This is a genomic window from Streptomyces sp. NPDC028991 (assembly GCF_055564775.1).
Genome location: NZ_JBVHVP010000017.1, coordinates 39205 through 61184 on the forward strand (window position 1 = coordinate 39205; position 21980 = coordinate 61184).

Below are 21980 nucleotides of genomic sequence, written 5' to 3' on the forward strand. Positions count from 1 at the left end.
GGCCGTGGGCGTCCGGCGGCCGCACGGACGGCGGTGCTCAGGTTCCCGCCAGCGGCAGTGCCGCCGCGACCAGCTGTCCGTTCGCCGCCGCCTTGTCCAGCGCGTCCCGCAGCAGGTCCTCGCGCGGCTGCCGGCCGATCGACCCGACGGGCGCCGCGAACATCAGCACCTGCTGGTGCTTGTTGGCCGCCGTGCGCCAGCCCTCGGTGACCTGGAGGGGCTGGTGCGCCTGCCACCAGGCCACCGGCCGGCCGCCGTTCGTCCCCGGCTGGAGCACCGCGTGCAGCTGGCCCATCGCGAGCAGTACCGACCAGCCGTGCAGCACGGCCGGCGCGGTGGACAGCTCGGTGACCGGCATGAAGCCCTGTTCGATGAGGAGCGGCAGGAAGTCGTCGCCGGCGCCGGCCGTGCCGGGGCGCGCGATGGGCGCGGTCGGTTCCACCACGAGGGCCGGGTGCAGCTCGCCGGCGATCAGGATCAGTCCGCTGGTGACGCCGAGCACGGCCTGCTCGGGTGCCACCTTCTCGGGCGCGGCCTGCTCGGGCCCGGGGCGGGCGTTGTCGGCGTTGATGGACTTCACGGCGCCCTGGAGCTGCTCCTCGGTGACCTTGACGACCTGTGAGGGCAGGCAGCCGGCGTGGGCGAAGGCGAGGACGGCGGTCTCGTCCCCGATGAAGAGAACGGTGCTGGTGCGCTCCTGCTCGCAGTCGCCCGGGGTGCGGCAGGACGTGCAGTCGTAGCTGCCCGGGGCGGACTCCCCGGCGAGCAGGCGGTCGGCTTCTTCGTCGCCGATCTCGGCGCGTACGTCGTCGCTGACGTCGAGCATGCGCGGCACGGGTGGCTCCCTCGGGATGCGGTGCGTGGCCGGACCGGGTGGCTCCCGGGCCGTGGTCCGGGCGGGTCCCCGGCTCATGCAAAGACAACGGGCGATCTGTGGCGGGAGTCACGCCCCATGGCCAACGGAATCGCACCATCCGGCGCACACGGTCAGCTGTCGGCCGGAATTGCTCACTCACGGTCAACTGGTGTGAAGCGCAAGGCTCTTGACCCGGTGAGGTGGGGCACAGGTCGCCGTGCCGGTTGGTCGATAAATCAGGAAATCAGCGAATGAAGTGGGTGTCCGAAAATGACCGCTACCTGGGGTAACAGCCTACTGGCCTGGAGTGACGAGCCGTTGGCTGATCCGGCCGGACGGGGCGGAGCGCGACGACCGCGTGCTGTACGCCGCCCCGTCTTCCGGCCGTGACCACATCGCAATCGGACACGGGCAACCAGAAGGCGGGGTTCCGGGTCTAACCGGACGACGAGAAGCCCAGGGAGGAACCGCACCGCATGACGCCGCCGGCCCCACCGGCCGCCCCGCTGCGCGCCGACTGCATCGGCGACTCCGCGGGCGGTCTGACCTTCGACGTCGCCGCGCACGACGACACCCGGGCGGCCCTCCTCATACTGCGCCGCCGCGAGACCGAGGCCGCCGGCGACACGGTCAGCCTGCCGCTGGCCCCGGCCGCCGAGGGCCGGCTGCGTGCCGCGCTGCCCAGCAGCGTGGCCCTCCCCGAGGGCCGCTGGGACGCCTACGCGCGCCTGGCCGACGGCGAGCCGCGGCGCCTGTTGCCAGGCGTCACCGACCTGCGCTCCCTCGCCGACCGCACCCCCGGCGAACTGCTCGGCCACGTGGCCGTCCGCATTCCGTACGCCACCCGGCAGGGCAATCTGACCGTCCGCAGCTGGCTGCGTGCCCCGCACGCGGAGACGGGGGAGCTGGCTGTCACCGACGGCGGGCTGACCGTACGGGGACGGGTGTACGGGACTCAGCTCGCCCCCGGCGCCCACGTCGAGCTGCGGGCCAGACCCGGCGCCCCGGAGGGCGGCGTACGCCGGCTGGCGGTCGCGGCCGACCGGGCGGAGTTCGGTTTCACCGTGCCCTACGACACCCTGGCGCCGGGCGAATGGGACCTGTGGCTGCGGCCCGCCGGTGAGCCGGGCCCGGTCGTGCGCCTCGCGCGGCTGCTGGACGACGTCGCCGACAAGCACCCCGTCTTCACCTATCCACGCGCGCGGGTGCGGACGCCGCACGGCCCGGTCGAGGCCGGACCGTACTACACCCGGGACAACGACCTGTCACTCTCGGTCACTCCACTGGAGTCGTGACGACCGCGGGCGAGAACGACAGCGGCGAGAACGACAGCGGAGAGAACGACAGCGGAGAGAACGACAGCGGCGAGAACGACCGGGCGGAAGGAACGACCGGGGGCGGAAACGGCCGCAGGCAGACTGCGGACCACCGCGGACAGAGCCTGTCCGCAACCGGCGGCAGACTCGGACCATGCTCGAGACCTCGGCACGGCTCCTGCGCCTGCTCTCCCTGCTCCAGGCCCACCGCGAGTGGTCCGGTACCGACCTGGCCGACCGACTCGGCGTCTCCCCGCGCACCGTGCGCAGGGACGTGGACCGGCTGCGCGAGCTCGGCTATCCGGTCAACGCCAGCCCCGGCACCGGCGGCGGCTACCAGCTGGGCGCGGGCGCCGAGCTGCCGCCGCTGCTGCTGGACGACGACGAGGCGGTCGCCGTCGCCGTGGGGCTGCGCACGGCCGCCGGACAGGGCATCGAGGGCATCGGCGAGAGCTCCGTCCGTGCCCTCGCCAAGCTGGAGCAGGTACTGCCGAACCGCCTGCGGCGCCGCGTGGGCGCCCTCAACGCCTTCACGGTGCCGATGCTGCGCGGACCCCGGCCCTCCGCCGTCGACCCGAACGTCCTGACCGAGCTGGCCAACCTGTGCCGGGACGGTGAGCGGCTGCGCTTCACCTACCGGGACCACGACGGCACCGACAGCCGCCGCACCGTGGAGCCCTACCGGCTGGTGTGCTCCGAGCGCCGCTGGTACCTGGTCGCCTTCGACCTCGACCGCGCGGACTGGCGCACCTTCCGGGTGGACCGCGTCACGCCGAAGCCGCCGCACGGTCCCCGCTTCCTCCCGCGCGAGCCGCCCGCCGAGGATCTGGCCGCCTACGTCTCCGAGGGCGTCTCCACGCGCGCGTACGCCACCCACGCGGTGGTCCGGCTCCCGGTGCCCCTGGCGGAGGCCGCCGAGCAGGTCTCGCCCACCGCGGGGGTCCTGGAGGCCGAGGGCCCGGACAGCTGCCTCCTGCGCACGGGCGCCGGGGGCGTCGACGTGATGGTGGTGCACCTGATGATGCTCGGCGTCGACTTCGAGGTGCTGGAGCCGGCCGCGCTGACGGAGGCGATCCGGACCGGACGCGACCGGCTCACGCGCGCCCTGTCCCGGTCCGAGCGGCCCGGGCCCGACGACGGAAACCTGTGAGCGGTCGATGTGTTTCCTGTGCTGATGTCCGGTCCCCGCAAGTCACCCGCAAGTCACCCGCAAGCCCGTTCGGCACCGTTCGAACGTGAAATGCGGGGCCAGTCGCCGGGCTGCTTCGAAGGCCTATTCCGTCCGCTTATTCGATGAGGCGGCGCGACACGCGGCAATTCAACTGGCATGCCCACGGAAGGCGTACAAAACCGTCCGTCCGTGTGACGGAGTTCGACCAAAACAGGGCCCGTGATCCTGTGACAGAAATGTGACCGTAGGTGCATCCGCGGCCCGTGTTACCGGCCTGGGCTTCCCCGGTCGTGGGGCAGGGCTTAGCGTGGCGGCATGGCACCGATTCCGACACCCCCGGCCGAACCACAGGACAGTCCGGACGCATACGTCGGCCTCGAATCCGGCGCGGCCGAACGGCTCGCGCGGGAGCGCGGCTGGTCGACGGTGCGGTCACTGGAACCCGGGACGGTCATCACCATGGAGTACCGCGTGGGCCGCCTCAACTTCGAGGTGAAGGACGGCCGTGTGGCGCGGTCCTGGAAGGGCTGACGCGCGGGGGAGAGGCTGTGCGTACCGGCCCCCGCGCCGTGGTGCGAGCGGTCAGCCGCCCGACAGGGGGCGCGCGGCCGGGGCCGCGCCTCGCGGGTGGCGGTCGGCGTGCGGCGGCCGGCGGCTGCCGGCCGGGCTCACCGGCGTACGGTCCGAGCGGGCCGTGTGCGGGCCCGGGGCGAGGTAGGCCGGGGCCCGGCCGCGGGAAGCGGCGACCGGCTCGTGGACCGGCGTCTCCTCCCGGCCGGGGGCGGCCGGCGTGACGACCACGGGCGGGCCGACCGGCCGCTTCCTCGCCGCCGTACGTCCGAGGCGGGCGAACCAGCGGTCGCGCAGGTCGAGGATCCGGGCCTCGGCCCGGGTGATCAGCGGCTCGAACCACGGCAGCGCCAGCAGGATCAGCAGCCCCGCCGCCCAGCCGAGGAGCACGTCGCTGAGCCAGTGCGTACCGAGGTAGACGGTGGACATGCCCACCCCGAGGGAAACGACCGCCGACAGGGCCGACAGCCAGCGCCGCGCCCTCGGCGTCGAGGCCAGATAGGCCAGGATGCCCCAGGTCACGACGGCGTTCGCGGTGTGACCGCTCGGAAATATATCGCCGCCGAGCCACATCTCGTTCGCGCCGATCGTGGTCGCGTAGTGCGGCCCGAGCCGGCCCATGCCGATCTTGGCGGCGCCCACCGTGACGTTCAGCAGGAGCAGGGAGACACCGAGCGCGAGCAGGGGTCGCAGGGTGTGCTGCCGCCAGGAGCGCCAGCCGAGCCAGGCCGTGACCATCACCGCGGTGGGGCCGCGCTGGCCCAGCACCACGTAGTAGTCGACGAACGCGTGGATCTCCGGCCACTGCTGGTAGGGCCGGAAGAACATGACCTGCCAGTCGAGCCGGACCAGCCACGAGGTGATGAGCACGGCCCACACGATCGCGATATAGAACGCGAGGGTCCCGGCGAGCAGCGCAATCCGGTGCCGGCTCATCTCCGGCACATCTAGGTGGGCCGGCCGTTCCGGCTCCCGGTCCAGTCTCGCGAACACCCGGTCCAGACGGGTGAGGTTCCGTTCGGTACGCACCCAATCGACGTTACAGCGAGTGAGGAGTGATCCCTGACGAATCAACGGCTTTGTGATGACGATGTGATGTGGGATTCCTCTCAGCGCCTGGTTTATTTTCGAGGAATCCCGCAATCCGGGCCCCTGTGGACTTCAATTCCTTTGATCGGCCCGGTCGGCGGTTTTATCGTGCTTATGAATTCGTTCACCGAATGCTGGTGCGGAATTCTCCCGGCGGCCATCGGGCGTTCCGGGCCGGTCAGGGCGGGCCGGAGCCGTTCAGCCAGAACGCCCCGTACACCGCCGACGCCACCGCGACACCCCCCACGACCAGCGCCGACCCGGAGGTTCGCAGTCGGGCCAGGGCGACGGCGAGGGGCAGCAGCAGCGGGAAGGCGGGCATCAGCAGCCGGGGCTTCGAGCCGAAGTAGCTCGACGCGCACAGGGCGAGGGCGGTGACGATCCCCGCGTACACCAGCAGCGCGAGCGGCTGGCGCTGCCGTACGCACACGACGTACAGCCAGACCAGCAGCGCGACCCCGACGATCAGCCCGACGCCCGCCAGGGCCGACGGGAAGGACGTGAACTTCCCGGCGACGAAACGGGCGAAGGCCACGCCTCCGTCGAAGCCGTTGCGCCAGCCGGCCTGGACGTCGAGATAGCCGAGCGGGCCCTGGCCCGTGCGGTGCCCGACCCACAGCACGTAACCGGCGGCGCCCAGGGGTGCGAGGAGCATGCCGAGCGCGCGCCGCGCGCCGTCACCGGGGGCGCGCTCCGGGCCGCGGGCGCCGTCCGGGACGGCATCGCTCCGGCTTCGCGCGAATGCCACGACGGCGGCCGCCCACACCGCCGCCGCCAACGCGAGCCCGACCGGGCGGGCCAGCCCGGCCGGCGCGGCCAGCGCTCCCGCAGTCACCCAGCGCCCGGTCAGCACGGCGTACAGCGACCAGGCGGCCAGCGCCGTGAACAGGGACTCGCTGTACGCCATCGACTGCACGATCCCGACCGGCAGCACGGCCCACAGCAGCACCGCGCACACACCGGCCCGGCGGCCGTACACGTGCTCCGCCACCGCGAAGATCCCCCAGGCCGCGGCGAGCGAGGCGAGCAGCGAGACGACGAACCCGGCGTCCGCGTGCGACAACGGCGTCACCGCCGCACCGAGCCGCTCCAGCCAGGGCAGCAGCGGGAAGAAGGCCAGGTCGGAGTGCACGTCGCCGTTCGGGAGGCGCACCTCGTAGCCGTAGCCCAGTTCGGCGACCCTGGTGTACCAGAGGGAGTCCCAGCGGGCGGTCAGCAGGGTGTACGCGCTCTTGTCGCGCGCGGCGCTCCACAGGGCCAGGGCGAGCAGGCCCAGGGCGCGTACGGCCGCGTAGCCGAGGAGCGCCGGGGCGGCCCGGCGCAGGGCACCGGGGCGGCCCGCCGTACGCGTTTCAAGATCGGTCACGGGCTCGATTATCCGCCGGGCGCGGTGGCCGCCCGCCGACCGGGGCAGCGGGGACGGCGGCCGCAGTGGCGCATGCCACACAGGTGACGGGGGATGTGTGAGGCCCGCCACGTGTGCGATGCCCTCTCTCGCGTACTCTGGCGAGTCACTCGCGTTCCGTTGCACGGCCCGGAGCCCCCGCTCCTCTCCGGCCGAGCCGCAGGGGAGTCCCCACCCCGCGCAGCCCGCCGGACGCGAGGGAACATCTTGGAGGTACGTACATGTCCGGGACGACCACGGCTGCCGCCGCGCTGCGCCGTCGGGCGGCCGGGGCCGGTGCCAACCGCTGGGTGGTCCTGGTCGTCCTCTGCGTCAGCCTGCTGCTCGTCGCCGTCGACGCGACCGTGCTGCACGTGGCGGTCCCCGCCGTCACCGAGGACCTGCGGCCCGGTGCGATCGAACTGCTCTGGATCGTCGACGTCTACCCGCTCGTCTGCGCCTCGCTGCTGATCCTGTTCGGCACGCTGGGCGACCGGGTGGGCCGCAGACGGGTCCTCCTGCTCGGCTACGCGCTCTTCGGCGTCGCCTCCGCGTTCGCGGCCCTCGCCGACAGCGCCCAGGTGCTGATCGCGGCCCGCGCGCTGCTCGGCGTCGGCGGCGCGATGATCATGCCGGCGACCCTGTCGATCCTGCGCCAGGTCTTCCCCGACCGGCGGGAGCGGGCGCTGGCCATCGGCATCTGGAGCGCCGTGGCCGCGGTCGGCGCGGCGGTCGGCCCGCTGCTCGGCGGCTTCCTGCTGGAGCACTTCTGGTGGGGCTCGGTCTTCCTCGTCAACATCCCGCTGATGCTGGTCAGCCTCCCGGTGGGGCGGCTGCTGCTGCCCGAGTCCAAGGGCGACGGCCGCGGGCCCTGGGACGTGGCCGGCGCGCTGATGGCGGCGGGCGGCCTGTTCGGCGTCGTCCTGGGCGTGAAGCGGCTGGGCGGCGGGGATCCGGTGGCGAGCGTGTTCACCGTGCTGCCGCTGGTGGTGGGCGCGGCCCTGCTGGTCGCCTTCGTACGGCGGCAGCGACGGCGTGCGCATCCGCTGGTGGACCTGGAGATGTTCCGGCGGCCGGCGTTCAGTACGTCGGTGGGGTGCATCGTGCTGGCGATGCTGGCGCTGGTGGGCCTGGAGCTGATCGCGGCCCAGTATCTGCAACTGGTGCTCGGGCTGTCCCCGCTGGAGACCGGGCTGCGGCTGGTGCCGCTGACCTTCGCGGCGATGGCGGCGGGGCTGGCGGGCGCGCGGCTGCTGCGGCGGTTCGGGCCGCGCCGGATGGTGTGCGCCGGGTTCTGCCTGACGGCCGTGGCGGTGCTGCTGCTGACGGCGATGGGCCGGGCCGACAACTGCGCCCTGATGCTGTCCGGGTTCGTGCTGCTCGGCTTCGGGCTGGAGACCACGCTCTTCGGGGCGTACGAGTCGATGCTGAGCGAGGCGCCGCAGGAGCAGGCCGGCGGGGCGGCGGCGATCGGGGAGACGTCGTACCAGCTGGGTGCCGGGATCGGGATCGCGCTGCTGGGCAGCGTGATGAACGCGGCGTACGCGCCCGGGCTGGCGGGTGGAGTGCCCGGGGTGCCGGCGCCGGCGTCGGTGGCGGCGGGGCATTCGCTGGGGGAGGCGTACGAGGTTGCCGCGCAGCTCGGGGGGCCTGCGGGGGTCGCTCTGCGGCGGGCGGCCGCCGATGCGTTCGTGCATGGGCTGCACGTGACGTTGGTGGTGAGTGCGGGATTGTTGTTGCTGGGCGCGGTGATGGCGTTGCGGTTGCCGCGGGTTATGCAGTGCGACGCGGTTTCCGTGCCGGCGCCTCGGGACGCGGTGGAGTCACGCGTCTCCGTGTGAGCGGTTCGGTCTCCCGCCGCGCGCACCCGTTCGCCGTGCGTCACCGGGTGGACGGCATCGGGTGGACGTCGCCGGCGGGGGCGCGCCGCCGGGGGAGTGGCACGGTGGACGTGCGAGGCGCCGCATCGTAACGTCGGCACGGAACCGCGACTAGCAGCGCTAGTTTTCACAGTCCCGGAGGGTGTCCCATGGCCTCGTCCCCCAAGTTGCCCGCGTTCGACCCCGCCGACCCCCTCGGCGTCGACGACCTCCTCGAACCGGAGGACCTGGCGGTCCGGGACACCGTTCGCACCTGGGCCACGGACCGCGTGCTGCCGTACATCGCGCAGTGGTACGAGAGCGGCGAGCTGCCCGGCATCCGGGACCTCGCCCGCGAACTGGGCTCCCTCGGCGCGCTCGGCATGTCGCTCGAGGGCTACGGCTGCGCCGGCGCGAGTGCCGTGCAGTACGGGCTCGCCTGCCTGGAGCTGGAGGCGGCCGACTCCGGCATCCGCTCGCTCGTCTCCGTGCAGGGCTCCCTCGCCATGTACGCCATCCACCGCTTCGGCAGCGAGGCGCAGAAGCGGGCCTGGCTGCCGCGCATGGCCGCCGGCGAGGTCATCGGCTGCTTCGGGCTGACCGAGCCCGACCACGGCTCGGACCCCGCCAACATGCGCACCCACGCCAAGCGCGAGGGCGGCGGGGACTGGGTGCTCGACGGGCGCAAGATGTGGATCACCAACGGGTCGGTGGCCGGTGTCGCCGTCGTCTGGGCGCAGACCGAGGAGGGAATCCGCGGCTTCGTCGTGCCCACCGACAGCCCCGGCTTCTCCGCGCCCGAGATCAAGCACAAGTGGTCGCTGCGCGCCAGCGTCACCAGCGAGCTCGTCCTCGACGGCGTACGGCTGCCCGCCGACGCCGTGCTGCCGGAGGCGACCGGTCTGCGCGGACCGCTCAGCTGCCTCTCCCACGCCCGCTACGGCATCGTCTGGGGCGCGATGGGCGCGGCCCGCAGCTCCTTCGAGGCGGCCGTGGAGTACGCGAAGACGCGGGAGCAGTTCGGGCGGCCCATCGGAGGGTTCCAGCTGACCCAGGCCAAGCTCGCCGACATGGCGGTCGAACTGCACAAGGGGATTCTGCTCGCCCACCACCTGGGGCGGCGCATGGACGCCGGCCGCCTGCGTCCCGAGCAGGTCAGCTTCGGCAAGCTCAACAACGTACGCGAGGCCATCGACATCTGCCGTACGGCCCGCACGATCCTCGGGGCCAACGGGATCTCCCTCGAGTACCCCGTGATGCGGCACGCGACGAACCTGGAATCGGTGCTCACCTACGAGGGCACCGTCGAGATGCACCAGCTGGTGCTGGGCAAGGCGCTCACCGGACTCGACGCCTTCCGGTAGGACTCCGGCGGCGGACCCGGTGGACCCGGCGGACCCGGTGGACCCGGCGGGCCGGTGGGCCCGGTGGACCCGGTAGACCGGCGGTGCGGGGCTGTGGTGTGCGGCCCCGCCTCAGCTCTGGTTGAAGAAACCGTCGGAACGGTGCGCGGCCGGCTCGCCGCTGATGACCTGGGTGTCGGCCGGGCTGAGCAGGAACACCCGGGTGGACACCCGCTCGATCGAACCGCGCAGACCGAAGATCAGTCCGGCCGCGAAGTCGACCACCCGCTTGGCGTCGGTGGCCTCCATGGCCGTCAGGTTCATGATGACCGGGACCCCGTCCCGGAACAGCTCGCCGATGGACCGTGCGTCCCGGAAGCTGTCCGGGGTGACGGTCGCGATGCGGCGGCCCTTCTCCTCGGCCACGTCCGAGGCCACCTTCACCCGCGGGTCCGTGACCCAGGCGTCCCCGGACTCGGTGCCCTCGGTGTAGTCGTCGTCGTAGTAACGCTCGTCATCGTTGTCGTCGACGAGGCCGAGCCACGCACTCGCCTTGCGTACCGATCCCATGGACGCCTCCTCTCACAGCGGTCTTTCGTGCTTCCGCATCCCTATGGTCATCCATGATGCGGACGTCGCGCCAAGTGGATAGACGCCGCCCGGGGGGTTTGTGACGGTACTGGTGCACAGCGAATCCGTCGAGAGTCCTTGTGTCCCAAGGGTCGTTTCCCAAACGGATGCTGACTGTGAGTGAAATATGATTCTTCCCGGCGGACGGGTGAGGCGGGGTGCGTACGGGTGAACGCGACGGTCGATACGATGCCGCAGCTCAACGTCGTACGGACCACGGGGGAATGTCGTGTTCGGAATCGTCAGGCCTTGCAGGCACCGGCTCGGGGAAAGCCTCACGAGTCAGTGGATGGCGCATTTGTGCGGGTTGTGCCTCGCCCTGCGCAAGGATCACGGCCAGTTCGCTCGGATCGTGACGAACTATGACGGGCTGCTCATATCGGTTTTGACGGAGGCTCAGGCCGGCCGTGGTGCCGGGGCGGACAGGGGTGCCGGGCGGCGTACGGCCGGGCCGTGTCCGCTGCGCGGGATGCGCACCGCGTCCGTCGCGCACGGTGACGGCGCCCGGCTCGCGGCGGCCGTGTCCCTGGTACTGGCCTCCGCCAAGGTGCGCGACCACGTCGCCGACCGGGACGGACTGCTGGCCCGTCGGCCGGTGGCCCTCGCCGCCCGCCGGATCGCCGGCGGCTGGGACGCCGCCGGGGCCCGGGGCGGGAGTGCCGTCGGGTTCGACACCGCCGTACTGGTCGACGCCGTGGACCGGCAGGGCGGTATCGAGGCGCTTGCCGGGCCCGGGACGCCCCTGCTCACCGTCACGGAGCCGACCGAGACCGCGACCGCCGCCGCGTTCGCGCACACCGCCCACCTCGCCGGGCGGCCGCGCAACGCGGAGCCGCTCGCCGAGGCCGGACGCCTCTTCGGCCGGCTCGCCCATCTCCTCGACGCCGTGGAGGACAAAGAAGCTGACGCCGCGTCGGGCGCCTGGAACCCGCTCACCGCCACGGGGACCTCGCTCACGCGGGCCCGGCGGCTGGCGGACGACGCCGTGCACGGGATACGGCTCGCACTGCGCGAGGCCGAGTTCGGTGACGGCCGGCTGGTGCACCGGCTGCTCGTGCACGAGCTGGGCAACTCCGTCGACCGCGCCTTCGGCACCGCCTCCTGCGCCCACGGCAGCCACCCGTACGCCCCGCCCGGCACTCCCGGAGCCCCGGGTGGGCCGGGTGGGCCGACGCCTCCGGAGCCGCCCCGCCGCGACCGGCGCGGACTGCTCGCGGGGTGCGCCGTGTGGCTGGGGCTGGCCTGTACGTGCCAGCTGTGCTGCGGCACGTACCACGACCCCTGGAGCGGGGAGCCGAAGGAGGGTTCGTGCACCAACTGCGACTGCAGCGGGTGCGGCGACTGCTGCAGTTGCTGCGAGTGCTGCGGCAACTGCTGCGGTGACGACGGGTGCGGGTGCGACGGCTGCGACTGCGGCTGCAGCTGCTGAGGCGGTCCGGTGTGCGAGGGTCGCCCCCATGACGACGGACGCATCCGCCGAGTGGAAGCGGTGGCACGAGCAGCGTGTCGCGGCGGTGTCGGCGCCGTACGGGCCGCTCGCGCTGACCGGCACGTACTGGCTGGAGGACTATCCGGACGGGCAACTTCCGGACATCCCCGGGAACTGGTCGGCGGACGGCGACGCGGTACTGCTGACGGCCACCGGAACGGCCGGGCTCACCGCGGACGGACTGCCCCTCGACGGTGAGGTACGGCTCACGGCCGACCCGGGACCGGCGAGCGCGGCCCGGGTGGCCTACGGCGAGCGGCGGATCGTCGTCCTGCTGCGCGAGGGCGTGTGGGGCGTGCGCGACTTCGACCCGGCCGCCGGGGCGCGCCGGGCGTTCCGGGGCATCGCGGCCACGCCCCACGATCCGCGCTGGTCGGTGCCGGGGCGCTGCACGCCGTACGCCACCGGGCGGCGCGGCGTGCGGGTGCCGAACGCGGACGGACGGGAGCGCGGGCTCGGTCTCGGCGGTGAGCTGTCCTTCATCCTGGAGGGGCGGCGCCGCACGCTCCAGGTGAGCGTCGAGCCGGACGGCTCGCTGTGGGCCGTCTTTGCCGACGCCACCAGCCCAAGCACCAGTTACCGCTTCCGGTTCCTGCGCCCGGCCGCGCCGGACGCCGAGGGCCGTACGGTGGTCGACTTCAACCGGGCGCTGCTGCCGCCGTGCGCGTTCGCCGACCACTTCGTCTGTCCCTTTCCGCCGCCGGGGAACACGCTGGACGCCCGTATCGAGGCCGGGGAACGCGAACCGCGCTGAGGTCCGCCGGGGGTCGACGGAAGTCGTTCAAAGGTTGACGGCCGAAAGGCACTCTTGCGCCGACCGGTCGTTCGGCCGAATACTCCAACCTCAGCGCTTGTCAGGGGCACGACGCATTTGGAACCCGGACGTCCACCCCTGACTGCGCCTCACGGGCCCAACCCCACAAAGAGGGCCCCCGACTTCCCCCGTGGAGGAACGAAAAGTGAGGATCAAGCGCACCACCCCCCGCAGCGGCATCACGAGACGGACCCGGCTGATCGCCGTATCCACCGGCATCGTGGCCGCGGCGGCGATCGCGATCCCCAGCGCGAACGCCGCACCCACCCCGGCCACCTTCAGCGCCGCCGAGCTGGGCAGCGCCAGCGGCGCGGTGCTCGAGGCGGACGTCCCGGGCACCGCCTGGGCCGTCGACAGCAAGTCCGGCCGGGTGCTTCTCACGGTCGACAGCACGGTCTCCCAGGCCGAGATCGCGAAGATCAAGAAGCAGGCCGGCGACAAGGCCGGCGCGCTCACGGTCAAGCGCACCCCCGGCACGTTCAACAAGCTCATCCAGGGCGGCGACGCCATCTACGCGAGCAGCTGGCGCTGCTCCCTGGGCTTCAACGTCCGCAGCAGCAGCGGCGCCGAGTACTTCCTGACCGCCGGTCACTGCACCGACGGCGCGGGCACCTGGTACTCCAACTCCGGGCGCACGTCGGTCATCGGCTCGACGGCCGGTTCCAGCTTCCCGGGCAACGACTACGGCATCGTGCGGTACTCGGGGTCGGTCAGCAGGCCCGGCACCGCGAACGGCGTGGACATCACCCGTGCGGCCACCCCGAGCGTGGGCACCACCGTCATCCGTGACGGTTCCACCACCGGCACCCACAGCGGGCGGGTCACCGCCCTGAACGCCACCGTCAACTACGGCGGCGGCGACGTCGTCGGCGGGCTGATCCAGACCACGGTCTGCGCCGAGCCCGGCGACTCGGGTGGCCCGCTCTACGGCAGCAACGGCACTGCGTACGGTCTCACCTCCGGCGGCAGCGGCAACTGCCGTTCCGGCGGTACGACGTTCTTCCAGCCGGTCACGGAGGCCCTGAGCGCCTACGGCGTCAGCGTCTACTAGTCCGGCCGTTCAACGGAACGCAGCCGACGGATCACGGGCCCCCGCACACCAACCGGTGTGCGGGGGCTCCCCCTTGCCCGCGCCGGGGTGCCGCCACCGCGTGTAGACGCACACTCGGAACCCTGTGCGCAAGAGGCGAATTCGAGACAGGGCCGAACCTTGCCGTCCGGTCCCCGGCTACTCGCTCGTAGCGTTTGCTGGAGTGTTCACCGCGCGAATCCTGCTGGACGGGACATGAATGGTGAAGGACGTGTGTGCGGGCTGAAGTTGTCGTGCGCACGTCCTGAAGTCGACCTTGTGTGCCCCCTGTGGGGTTGGGAGAGTTAGCGCTCGTCAACCAGCCTTCCGGTCCGCGAGGTCTCCACAACCTCCCGGGCCGACCCCCCACAGGAGGACATGAGTTGAAGCACCGACGCATACCCAGGCGGCGGGCCGCCGTGATCGGCGCGGGTATCACCGCACTGGTCGCCGCGGGAGTCACCTTCCAGAGTGCGAACGCCAGCGAGGCCCCGAAGGCCTCCGCCCCCGAGACCCTGTCGGTCACGGCGGCCGGAAAGCTCGCCTCCACGCTGCTCGGCGACCTCGGCACCGACGCGGCGGGCACCTACTACGACGCACAGGCGAAGAGCCTCGTGGTCAACGTGCTCGACGAGGCCGCCGCACAGACCGTCGAGGAGGCCGGCGCCAAGGCGAGAGTCGTCGAGAACTCGCTCGCCGAACTGAAGAGCGCGCGCACCACCCTCACCGAGGACGCCACCATCCCGGGCACCTCCTGGGCGACCGACCCGACCACCAACAAGGTCGTCGTCACCGCCGACCGCACGGTCTCGAAGGCCGAGTGGGCCAAGCTGACCAAGGTGGTCGACGAGCTCGGCGCCAAGGCCGAGCTCAAGCGGACCAAGGGTGAGTACAAGCCCTTCGTCGCGGGCGGCGACGCCATCACCGGCAACGGCGGGCGCTGCTCCCTCGGCTTCAACGTGACCAAGGGCGGGGAGCCGTACTTCCTCACCGCCGGCCACTGCACCGAGGGCATCACGAGCTGGTCGGACTCCTCCGGGAACGTGATCGGCGAGAACGAGGCGTCCAGCTTCCCGGACGACGACTACGGCCTCGTCAAGTACGCCGCCGGGGTGGACCACCCGAGCGAGGTGAACCTCTACGACGGCTCCTCCCAGGCCATCGCGGGTGCCACCGACGCCACCGTCGGCATGGAGGTGACCCGCAGCGGCTCCACCACCCAGGTGCACTCCGGCACGGTCACCGGCCTGGACGCCACCGTGAACTACGGCAACGGCGACATCGTCAACGGCCTGATCCAGACCGACGTCTGCGCCGAGCCCGGCGACAGCGGCGGCTCGCTCTTCTCGGGCGACCAGGCGGTCGGCCTCACCTCCGGCGGCAGCGGCGACTGCGCCTCCGGCGGCGAGACCTTCTTCCAGCCGGTGACGGAGGCCCTGTCGGCCACCGGTACGCAGATCGGCTGAGCGCACACACATCGCAAGCAGAAGTCCCGTCCCGCGCGCGAGGGGCGGGACTTCCGCGTGTGTGCGGGAGAGGGCTCCGCGTGTGTGCGAAGGGGCCTCCGCCTGCGTGCGGCGGGTCTGCGGATCGGCGGGTCTGCGGATCGGCCGGTCTGCGGGTCTGCGGGTCTGCGGGTCTGCGGGTCGGCCGGTCTGCGGGCCGGCCGGCCCCGTGGGTCAGCCGGCCTGGGTGGGCAGCTCGGCCTCCTGCCGACTGCGGCGCAGCGCGGCCGCCAGGATCGTGATCACCGTCCCCGCGACCGCCCACGCCCACAGCACCAGCAGGGAGACGGTCGTGTCGTTGCCCTTGAAGTAGGCGATCGAGCGGGCCGCCCAGGTGCCCGCGCCCGGTGGCAGCCAGGGGCCGATCCCCTTCCAGAACGGCGGCAGCATCGGCAGCGGGAAGGCGCCGCCCGCGCTCGGGTTGCCCGCGATCACCACGAGCAGGATCGCCAGTCCGATGCCGACGATCCCGAAGACGCCCTGGAGTGCGAGGGTGGCCGCGCCCACGGCGAACGTGATCAGCGCGCCGAGCCCCCACAGATCCACCACGCTGCCGGGCAGCGCGCCCAGGACCGGCCCGATGATCACCGCGCCGCCGAGCCCGCCGACGATCGACACCAGGGCCATCACGATCAGCCGGATCGCCGCGCGGCGCGGATTGGCGGGCCGGGCGCCGGTGCTGATCGCCAGGATCGAGGCGCACAGATAGCCGCCGACGCACCAGCCGACGACCAGGTAGAAGGACGACAGGCCGTCGAAGTCGTCGGCGGAGGCCGGGGCCACGTCGACGGTCCGCACCGTACGGTCCTCGGCCCGCTCCACCTTGGTGACCAAGCCCTCCAGGGTGGTGGCGAGGACGGTGCCGCCACCGGAGGCGACCAGCAGGGTGTCGGTGCGGCCGGAGGGGTCGACGACCAGGGCACCGTCGATCTCCCGGTTCTCGATCTGCCGCCGGGCGCTCGCCGCGTCGGCCACGGGGCGCGGATCCAGCGGCGACCCGGGCAGCCGCTCCAGTCTGCTCACCGTCCGTTCGGCGGCGGCCGGGGGCGCGACCACCCCGAAGGGCACGTCCTTCGGCTTCGGGTCGTGCAGTGCCCCCACATAGGAGGCGATGAACAGCAGCTGGAGCGCGATCACGCCGAGTACGAGCAGGGTGGCCCGCGGGGTGACGGCGTCCTTCACCTCACCGAGGAAGGAGCCGCCGCGGCGGTCGGTGACCGGGGTGTGCGACATGTCCCCACGGTCCGGGCCGGCGGGCGTTTGCGCAGGTGGGGCGGGGCCGAACGGATGTCGCACACACATTCGAAAATTGGTCTATGGTGGGGGTGAGGTAGTTGGGAACAGACGTTCGATAAGGCGTCGGGTTCATGAGATCGGAGGTGCGTGTGCCGGGTTTCACGCATCTGCACACCGTCTCCGGGTTCTCCGCCCGCTACGGCGCCTCCCACCCGGAGCGGCTGGCCGAGCGCGCCTTCGAGCGGGGCATGGACGCCCTCGCCCTCACCGACCGCGACACCCTCGCGGGCACGGTCCGTTTCGCCAAGGCCTGCGCGAAGGCGGGCGTCCGTCCGCTGTTCGGCGCGGAGCTGGCGTTGGCCGCCCCCGAGCCCGAAGCGGGACGCACGGAGACCTCCGCGCGCCGGGAGCGGCACCGCGTCCCCGTGCGCGGAGGCGCCTTCGTCGACGAGTCGGCCCCGCGGGTGACCTTCCTCGCCCGGGACGGCGCCCGCGGCTGGGCCGGCCTGTGCCGCCTCGTCTCAGCCGCCCACACGGCCGAGGGCACCCCCCTGCTGTCCTGGGCCGACAACCACGCCGACGGCCTGACCGTCCTGCTCGGCCCCGACTCCGACGTCGGCCGCGCCCTCGCCGCCGGCCGCCCCGACCGAGCCGTCCGGCTCCTCGCCCCCTGGCGGGAGGTCTACGGCGACGCCCTGCGCCTGGAGGCCGTCTGGCACGGCCGCGAAGGGACCGGCCCCGGCTCTCTGCGCCTGGCCGCCCGCACCGTCGGCTTCGCGGCCGAGCAGGGAATCCGGCCGGTGCTCGGCAACGCCGTCCGCTACGCCGACCCCGGCCAGGGCCCGGTCGCCGACGTCCTGGACGCCGCCCGCCGCCTGGTCCCCGTCGACGCCACCAGGGAACTGGACTCCGGCGAGGCCTGGCTCAAGGACCCGGGCGCCATGCGGCACGCCGCCGAGCGGATCGTCGAGTCCGCGGGCTTCCGGCGCGAGGTGGCCCACCGCCTGCTGGAGCAGACGCAGGCGACGGCCGCCGAGTGCCTGGTCGACCCCGAGGACGACCTCGGCATGGGCGCCGTCCACTTCCCCGAACCGCACCTCGTGGGAGCCGGCCGCCGCACCGCCCAGCGCGCGCTCGCCTCCCGGGCGGCGGCGGGCATGGTGCTGCGCGGCTACGACCGGCGCCGCGCGTACTGGGAGCGGATGCACCACGAGCTGGACATCATCGCCCACCACGGCTTCGCCTCGTACTTCCTCACCGTCGCCCAGGTCGTGGACGACGTACGGGACATGGGCATCCGGGTCGCCGCGCGCGGCTCCGGCGCGGGCTCGCTCGTCAACCACCTCCTCGGCATCGCGCACGCCGACCCGGTCGAACACGGGCTGCTGATGGAGCGCTTCCTGTCCAGGGAGCGGGTCGTGCTGCCCGACATCGACATCGACGTGGAGTCCGCGCGCCGCCTGGAGGTCTACCGCGCGATCATCGGCCGCTTCGGCACCGAGCGGGTGGCCACGGTCGCGATGCCGGAGACGTACCGCGTGCGCCATGCCATCCGCGACGTGGGCGCCGCCCTGTCCATGGACCCGGCCGAGATCGACCGCGTCGCCAAGTCCTTCCCGCACATCCGCGCCCGCGACGCCCGCGCCGCGCTGGAGGAGTTGCCCGAGCTGAGGCGGCTGGCGGGGGAGAAGGAGAAGTACGGGAAGCTCTGGGAGCTGGTGGAGGGCCTCGACGCCCTTCCGCGCGGCGTCGCCATGCACCCCTGCGGAGTGCTGCTGTCGGACGCCTCCCTGCTCTCCCGTACGCCGGTCATGCCGACCAGCGGTGAGGGCTTCCCCATGGCGCAGTTCGACAAGGACGACGTGGAGGACCTCGGCCTGCTCAAGCTGGACGTGCTCGGCGTGCGGATGCAGTCGGCGATGGCACACGCGGTCGCCGAGGTGAAGCGGGCGACGGGCGCCGAGGTGGACCTGGACGCGGTGCCGGACGGCGATCCGGCGACGTACCGGCTGATCCGCTCCACCGAGACGCTGGGCTGCTTCCAGATCGAGTCGCCGGGGCAGCGGGACCTGGTCGGCAGGCTCCAGCCGGCCACCTTCCACGACCTGGTCGTCGACATCTCGCTCTTCAGGCCCGGCCCGGTCGCCGCCGACATGGTGCGGCCGTTCATCGAGGCCCGGCACGGGCGGGCGCCGGTGCGCTACCCGCACGAGAACCTGTCGGAGCCGCTGGAGGGCACGCACGGAGTCGTCGTCTTCCACGAGCAGATCATCGACATCGTGGACATCATGACCGGCTGCGGGCGCGGTGAGGCCGACCGCGTGCGGCGCGGGCTGTCCGACCCGGAGTCGCAGGGGCGGATCAAGGTGTGGTTCGCGCAGCACGCGGCGGCGAACGGGTACGACGCGGAAACGATTCAGCGGACCTGGGAGATCGTCGAGGCCTTCGGTTCGTACGGCTTCTGCAAGGCGCACGCGGTCGCCTTCGCCGTGCCGACGTACCAGTCGGCGTGGCTGAAGGCCCATCACCCGGCCGCCTTCTATGCGGGGCTGCTCACCCACGACCCCGGCATGTACCCGAAGCGGCTGCTGCTGGCGGACGCGCGGCGGCGCGGGGTGCCGATCCTGCCGTTGGACGTGAACAAGTCGGGGGCCGCACACAGGATCGAACTGGTGTGTGAATCTCCGCGTCGGGCGAAGGTGTGGGGCCTGCGCCTCGCCCTCTTGGACGTGCACGGCATCAGCGAGGCCGAGGCGGCGCGGATCGCCGAGGGGCAGCCGTACGCCTCCCTGCTCGACTTCTGGGAACGGGCCCGCCCCAGCAGGCCGCTGGCCGGACGGCTCGCCCAGGTCGGCGCGCTGGACGCGTTCGGCGCCAATCGCCGCGACCTGCAACTGCACCTGACCGAGCTGCACCGCGGCGCCCGGGCCGGGCGCGGCGACCAGCTCCCCCTGTCCGGCGGACGGAAGACCGCTCCGGCCGGACTCCCCGACCTCACCTCGGCGGAGAGACTCAGCGCCGAACTGGGCGTGCTCTCCATGGACGCCTCGCGCAACCTGATGGACGACCACCGCACCTTCCTGGACGAGCTGGGCGTGGTGTCGGCCAAGCGGCTGCGCGAGGCCCGGCACGGGGAGACGGTGCTGGTCGCGGGCGCCAAGGCGGCCACCCAGACACCGCCGATCCGCTCCGGCCGCCGGGTTATCTTCTCCACCCTCGACGACGGCACCGGCCTGGTCGACCTCGCCTTCTTCGGCGACTCGCACGACGCCTGCGCGCACACCGTCTTCCACTCCTGGCTGCTGCTGGTGCGGGGGGTGGTGCAGCGGCGCGGACCGCGCAGCCTCAGTGTGGTGGGCTCCGCCGCCTGGAACCTCGCCGGCCTGCTGGAGGTGCGCCGGGAGGAGGGGCTGGAGGGCGTCGCGGCCCGGCTGGCCGGAACCGGCGGGGCCCAGGGCGACGACCCCGAGGGCGGTCCGGCGCGCAGTCGCCTGGCCGGTTCGGACGGGCAGCCGGCGCCGACGGGTTCCGCGGCCCAGGACCCGATGGAGCGGCAGCGGAGCATCCGCATGTCCACGGGGTACGAGATGCATCCATGGGCCGATCTGCGCCCGGCGGGCGAAGGGCCCGCGGTGGGAAGGAAGTTGTGGCACCAGAGCCCGGGGAGTGCGGGATGACGATTCTCTGCGTACGTTTCCAGCTGCCGCCGATGTACGAGGCGGCCCTGCCCCAGCTGCTCGGATTGCTGGAGGAGTTCACGCCGGTCGTCGAGGCGCTGCCGCCGGACGGGGCGCTGGCCGATCTGCGGGGCGCCGAGCGGTACTTCGGGCGCGACGCCGTGGAACTGGCCTCGGTGATCCGCGTCCGCGCCCTCGCGCTGTACGGCGTCGACTGCGTGACCGGCGCCGGGCCGGGCCCGATGCTGGCCCGGATGGCCCTGCGGGACGCCCGGCCGGGGCTGACCCGTGCGGTACCCGAGGGCGAGGTGCGGGAGTTCCTCGCCGGCAAGCCCGTCGCCGCGCTGCCCGGCGTCGGCGCCGCGACCGCCCGCACCCTGTGCGAGTACGGCCTCGACACCCTCGGCCGGGTCGCCGCCGCGCCCTTGTCCACGCTCCAGCGCCTGGTCGGCGCGAAGGCCGGCCGTGAGCTGCACGAGAAGGCGAACGGCACCGACCGCGGCCGGGTCGTCCCCAACGGCGTCTCCCGCTCCCTGGCCACCGAACGCCCCTTCACCCGCGACGAACTCGACCCCGGCCGGCACCGCCGCGCCCTGCTCTCGGCCGCCGAGGAGCTGGGCACCCGGCTGCGCGCCGTGGACAAGGTGTGCCGCACCCTCACCCTCACCGTGCGCTACGCCGACAGGTCGGCGACCACCCGCAGCCGCACCCTGAAGGAGCCGACCGCCCACTCGGCGGCCCTGACCCGGGCCGCGTACGGCATGTACGAGGCGCTCGGCCTCCAGCGCGCCCGGGTCCGCTCGATCGCCCTGCGCGCCGAGGGCCTCGCCCCCGCCGAGCAGGCCTCCCACCAGCTCACCTTCGACCCCGTGGACGAGAAGGCCCGCCGGATCGAGGAGGTCGCGGACCGCGCGCGGGCGAAGTTCGGACCGAGGGCGGTGATGCCGGGGTCGCTGGCGGCATGACGCCTCCGGGGGTCAGTTGGCCCACGGAGGAGTGATCCGGGTGCCGTCGGCCAGCTCCGCCTCCAGGCCGACGGAGGTGGTCACCCAGGAGGTCGCGGTCCGGTCGGTGGGGTTCTCCACGGCGAGGGTCGCCCCCGCGTTGACGATCACCGTGTCGCCCGCGGTGACGCGCTCGGCGCGGCCGTCGAGGACGATCAGCAGTTCGCCGGTGAGCAGGTGGAGGATCTCCTCCCGGTTGACGGTGTGCGCGGGCGCCTTCGTGCCCGCCGGGATCTCGCCCCGCCAGGCGCACAGCTCCTTGCTGCCGCTGCGAGGAGTGGCGTACGAGACGAAACGGGCGCCGTGGATCTCGTGGGTCACGGCTTCGGACGAGCGGACGACGGGCATGGCGGTCTCCTGGCGAACGGCAGAGGTTATGGTCAAGTAGCTTGACTATCTGATCGCTGCCTATGGTCAAGTCGCTTGACCAATACGTCAAGGGTGTTTCAATGCCCCCGTGCAGAACTCCGACGCCATGGCCCTGTCCGCCGCCCTGCTCGCCGCCGCCGGTGGGCTGACGCGGCGCATCCACGAGGGTGTCGTCGCCCGCGGCTTCGCGGGGCTGCGGCCCGCGCACGGCTTCGCGTTCGCCCGGCTCGCCCCGGACGGTGCGACGGTCACCGACCTCGCCGCGCACCTCGGGACGACCAAGCAGGCCGCGAGCCAGCTTGTCGAGGAACTGGTCCGCAAGGGATACGCCGAACGCCGGGCGCATCCCGACGACGCGCGGGCCCGGCTGGTCGTGCTGACCGAGTCGGGGTGGGCCTGTACGCGGGCCGCGGAGGAGGCGGCGGCGGAGGCCGTGCGCGCATGGGTCGACGTGCTGGGTGAGGGCGAGGTCCGCGCGCTGCGCGACCGTCTGCTGCGTGTCGCGCCCCACGGGCCTGTGCGGCCCGCCTGGTGAGCCCCCACCGCCCGCGGTCTCCGGCTGACTTCGGCTGACTTCGACCGGGCGCGGTGCCCGGCGC

18 protein-coding genes are annotated in these 21980 nt (G+C 72.9%); 12 read left to right on the forward strand and 6 right to left on the reverse strand.

Annotated elements, in window-relative coordinates:
• Positions 1 to 37 precede the first annotated feature (37 nt).
• Positions 38 to 835: a hypothetical protein gene (locus tag ACZ4V1_RS27285; RefSeq protein WP_468340794.1), complete on the reverse strand. Its 798-nt coding sequence runs from the start codon at positions 833 to 835 to the stop codon at positions 38 to 40.
• 497 nt (positions 836 to 1332) lie between these two features.
• On the opposite strand from ACZ4V1_RS27285, the gene ACZ4V1_RS27290 reads away from it, so the two are divergent.
• The 3 genes from ACZ4V1_RS27290 (at position 1333) to ACZ4V1_RS27300 (ending at position 3874) form a co-directional block, all read left to right on the forward strand.
• A complete protein-coding gene (locus ACZ4V1_RS27290) occupies positions 1333 to 2151 on the forward strand; it encodes a hypothetical protein (RefSeq protein ID WP_468340797.1) in 819 nt (272 codons plus the stop codon).
• A gap of 175 nt (positions 2152 to 2326) precedes the next feature.
• Entirely contained in the window at positions 2327 to 3322 is a 996-nt protein-coding gene (locus ACZ4V1_RS27295) for a helix-turn-helix transcriptional regulator (protein WP_468340800.1), read from the forward strand.
• 336 nt (positions 3323 to 3658) lie between these two features.
• Positions 3659 to 3874, forward strand: coding sequence for an I78 family peptidase inhibitor (locus ACZ4V1_RS27300; protein WP_468340802.1), 216 nt, complete (start codon positions 3659 to 3661; stop codon positions 3872 to 3874).
• A 51-nt stretch (positions 3875 to 3925) separates the two neighbouring features.
• On the opposite strand, the gene ACZ4V1_RS27305 is transcribed toward ACZ4V1_RS27300, so the two are convergent.
• Together ACZ4V1_RS27305 and ACZ4V1_RS27310 are read right to left on the reverse strand one after the other, a co-directional pair.
• Positions 3926 to 4942, reverse strand: coding sequence for a phosphatase PAP2 family protein (locus ACZ4V1_RS27305; RefSeq protein WP_468340805.1), 1017 nt, complete (start codon positions 4940 to 4942; stop codon positions 3926 to 3928).
• Positions 4943 to 5180: 238 nt separating this feature from the next.
• A complete protein-coding gene (locus tag ACZ4V1_RS27310; RefSeq protein WP_468340808.1) occupies positions 5181 to 6368 on the reverse strand; it encodes a glycosyltransferase family 39 protein in 1188 nt (395 codons plus the stop codon).
• 260 nt (positions 6369 to 6628) lie between these two features.
• Between ACZ4V1_RS27310 and ACZ4V1_RS27315 the strand changes: the two genes are divergently transcribed.
• On the forward strand, positions 6629 to 8227 hold the full coding sequence (locus tag ACZ4V1_RS27315) for an MFS transporter (protein WP_468340811.1): 1599 nt from the start codon (positions 6629 to 6631) through the stop codon (positions 8225 to 8227).
• Between the two features lie 188 nt (positions 8228 to 8415).
• The gene (locus ACZ4V1_RS27320; RefSeq protein WP_468340814.1) at positions 8416 to 9609 is read left to right on the forward strand and encodes an acyl-CoA dehydrogenase family protein; all 1194 of its coding nucleotides are present in this window, start codon (positions 8416 to 8418) and stop codon (positions 9607 to 9609) included.
• Positions 9610 to 9720: 111 nt separating this feature from the next.
• Here the strand turns inward: ACZ4V1_RS27320 and ACZ4V1_RS27325 are convergent, their stop codons facing one another.
• Positions 9721 to 10158 carry a cell division protein SepF gene (locus ACZ4V1_RS27325; protein ID WP_468340817.1) on the reverse strand — a complete coding sequence of 146 codons (438 nt, stop codon included), beginning with the start codon at positions 10156 to 10158 and terminating at the stop codon, positions 9721 to 9723.
• Positions 10159 to 10447: 289 nt separating this feature from the next.
• Here ACZ4V1_RS27325 and ACZ4V1_RS27330 point away from each other — a divergent pair, with 289 nt between their 5' ends.
• The 4 genes from ACZ4V1_RS27330 to ACZ4V1_RS27345 all read left to right on the forward strand — a co-directional run bounded on the left by ACZ4V1_RS27330 (position 10448) and on the right by ACZ4V1_RS27345 (position 15056).
• Positions 10448 to 11647 (forward strand): DUF5685 family protein, encoded by a 1200-nt coding sequence (locus ACZ4V1_RS27330; RefSeq protein WP_468340820.1) that lies wholly within the window; start codon positions 10448 to 10450, stop codon positions 11645 to 11647.
• A 28-nt stretch (positions 11648 to 11675) separates the two neighbouring features.
• Complete coding sequence (locus ACZ4V1_RS27335) at positions 11676 to 12461, forward strand: DUF1684 domain-containing protein (RefSeq protein ID WP_468340823.1); 786 nt, start codon at positions 11676 to 11678, stop codon at positions 12459 to 12461.
• A gap of 205 nt (positions 12462 to 12666) precedes the next feature.
• Positions 12667 to 13572, forward strand: coding sequence for a S1 family peptidase (locus ACZ4V1_RS27340; RefSeq protein ID WP_468340826.1), 906 nt, complete (start codon positions 12667 to 12669; stop codon positions 13570 to 13572).
• A gap of 401 nt (positions 13573 to 13973) precedes the next feature.
• On the forward strand, positions 13974 to 15056 hold the full coding sequence (locus ACZ4V1_RS27345; RefSeq protein ID WP_468340829.1) for a S1 family peptidase: 1083 nt from the start codon (positions 13974 to 13976) through the stop codon (positions 15054 to 15056).
• A 213-nt stretch (positions 15057 to 15269) separates the two neighbouring features.
• Here ACZ4V1_RS27345 and ACZ4V1_RS27350 read toward each other — a convergent pair whose 3' ends face one another.
• Complete coding sequence (locus ACZ4V1_RS27350; protein WP_468340832.1) at positions 15270 to 16328, reverse strand: ABC-2 transporter permease; 1059 nt, start codon at positions 16326 to 16328, stop codon at positions 15270 to 15272.
• A 152-nt stretch (positions 16329 to 16480) separates the two neighbouring features.
• Between ACZ4V1_RS27350 and ACZ4V1_RS27355 the strand changes: the two genes are divergently transcribed.
• Positions 16481 to 20008, forward strand: coding sequence for a DNA polymerase III subunit alpha (locus ACZ4V1_RS27355; protein WP_468341055.1), 3528 nt, complete (start codon positions 16481 to 16483; stop codon positions 20006 to 20008).
• Entirely contained in the window at positions 20005 to 20973 is a 969-nt protein-coding gene (locus ACZ4V1_RS27360) for a DNA polymerase Y family protein (RefSeq protein ID WP_468340835.1), read from the forward strand. Before ACZ4V1_RS27355 ends, ACZ4V1_RS27360 begins: the two co-directional genes overlap by 4 nt.
• Positions 20974 to 20985: 12 nt before the next feature.
• Here the strand turns inward: ACZ4V1_RS27360 and ACZ4V1_RS27365 are convergent, their stop codons facing one another.
• Positions 20986 to 21360 carry a cupin domain-containing protein gene (locus ACZ4V1_RS27365; protein ID WP_468340838.1) on the reverse strand — a complete coding sequence of 125 codons (375 nt, stop codon included), beginning with the start codon at positions 21358 to 21360 and terminating at the stop codon, positions 20986 to 20988.
• 109 nt (positions 21361 to 21469) lie between these two features.
• On the opposite strand from ACZ4V1_RS27365, the gene ACZ4V1_RS27370 reads away from it, so the two are divergent.
• Entirely contained in the window at positions 21470 to 21916 is a 447-nt protein-coding gene (locus tag ACZ4V1_RS27370; RefSeq protein WP_468340841.1) for a MarR family winged helix-turn-helix transcriptional regulator, read from the forward strand.
• Positions 21917 to 21980 lie beyond the last annotated feature (64 nt).